The sequence below is a fragment of the Acinetobacter sp. YH01008 genome, assembly GCF_013420435.1.
In the GTDB taxonomy this organism is placed as follows: Bacteria; Pseudomonadota; Gammaproteobacteria; order Pseudomonadales; family Moraxellaceae; genus Acinetobacter; species Acinetobacter pseudolwoffii.
This window is the reverse complement of sequence record NZ_VOYD01000077.1, coordinates 1-1,595: the sequence shown is the minus strand read 5'-3', so window position 1 is coordinate 1,595 and position 1,595 is coordinate 1. Positions and strand designations below refer to the sequence as shown.

Annotated in this window: 2 protein-coding genes; both read right to left on the bottom strand. The window is 38.6% G+C overall.

Features of this window, described 5'->3' with window-relative positions; all coding sequences use genetic code 11:
* Positions 1-67: 67 nt before the first annotated feature.
* Positions 68-388 carry a PH domain-containing protein gene (locus FTT75_RS15610; protein ID WP_257222723.1) on the bottom strand — a complete coding sequence of 107 codons (321 nt, stop codon included), beginning with the start codon at positions 386-388 and terminating at the stop codon, positions 68-70.
* Between the two features lie 114 nt (positions 389-502).
* Positions 503-1,417 carry a lipid A hydroxylase LpxO gene (lpxO, locus tag FTT75_RS15605; protein WP_178318334.1) on the bottom strand — a complete coding sequence of 305 codons (915 nt, stop codon included), beginning with the start codon at positions 1,415-1,417 and terminating at the stop codon, positions 503-505.
* Positions 1,418-1,595 lie beyond the last annotated feature (178 nt).

Genomic DNA, 1,595 nt, shown 5'->3' with positions numbered 1-1,595 from the left:
TCAAATGGCGATTCAGCGTTTAATTGGTTTTGGGAAAAAAGAAGAGTTTAAGGAAATTTTGGCAATTTTAAGAAAGCAGAATCCTGATAGGATAAGGGTTCTGTGAAATTTGTCGTGTACAGAGTATTTTTTGAATACTGTCGCGTGGAATGTCCCATTTTAAAAACATGCAACGGATCTGCAAGCGTTCTGCATCGACCTGATAGCGCGTATTGAACACAGGCCACCACAACACAAAAATGGTAATGAAATACACCCCTGTGTGCACAGGAAATGCTGGCATCGTGCCTTTGGCGTACATGGTCAGCAATAACTGAATCAATAGACCAGACATACAAATCACAAAAGCCAAAACCCACCAATCTTTTTTAGAACGAAACGTTTGCATAAAAATTCCCCTATTTACTTCATTCTATACATAAAAGTAGGTCTGGATTAAAGCTCGTTGCTGAAATTGCTCAAAAATGTCATAAAAAAACGCCCCGAAAGGCGTTGTAATACTCTAAAACACATAAGGGCGAATAAAAATTAAGAAGAAAATCCCGAGCATTAAAAACCATTTTAAGAAATAGTACACACGACTATTTTTAGCTTTTAAAGCCTTGGCTTTTAAACGCACTTGATAGACATAGCCAAAGACTTTATTTAAGCCACCCGTCTGATCGCCTGCTTCATTCGGAGAGCTTGCTGCGGTCATCACATTTTTGCCAAACCAGTGATTAAACTTTTGCATCCAGCGAGATTTTAACGGACGCTCGACATCGGCAAAGAAAATAATACGGTTTTGAGAAGTGCCATTTTCAGCATAGTGAATATAGGTTTCATCAAACACCACACTTTCACCATCACGCCATGAATACCGCTCACCATCGACATCAATAAAACAACGGTCATCATTTGGTGTCATCAATCCCAAGTGGTAACGCAATGAACCTGCATACGGGTCGCGATGACGCACTAAACGACTGTCGGGCGCTAGTTCAGTAAACATCGCCGCCTTAATGCTAGGCAAAGTTTTTAATAATGCTGTGGTTTTTGGACATAATTCTGCTGCTGATGGATGCGCGGAGTCATACCATTTTAAGTAAAAGCGCTTCCAGCCTGTTTTAAAGAATGAGTTAAAACCCAAATCATCGTAAGTACTTGAAGCTTTAATACCACCCTGTTCATATAAAGCTTTGGCTTCATCACGAATCATTTCCCAATTGTCATCCAAAACCTTTAAATCTTGAAAGTGCTGGGTGTCGATATACGGTTGATTTGGTACTTTAGAGAACAAATACATTAAATAGTTGATCGGTGCGAGGATGGTAGAGTGGTCAAAAAACTGACGATAAAAACTATGACGCACCTTGCCGCGCTGTTGAATATACAGCGCTGAAGCGATAAAAATCGCCAAAATAATCCACTTCAACATAGAACAACCTAAATTGCTGAAAACAGCTAAAATTCAAAATGTCGCATATTCTCTCTGTACACGACAAAAATAGATAACTCATTGAAATAATGTCACAATAATTGTTTTCTAACGACGAATACTATGACACATCTCAATGAGTTATATCTTATCTTAAACAAATCTCTAAAATGGAACA

Excerpts from the sequence above, each read along its gene's own strand:
- FTT75_RS15610 (WP_257222723.1), bottom strand. The coding sequence starts at position 388 with ATGCAAACGTTTCGTTCTAAAAAAGATTGGTGGGTTTTGGCTTTTGTG.
- lpxO (WP_178318334.1), bottom strand. The coding sequence starts at position 1,417 with ATGTTGAAGTGGATTATTTTGGCGATTTTTATCGCTTCAGCGCTGTAT.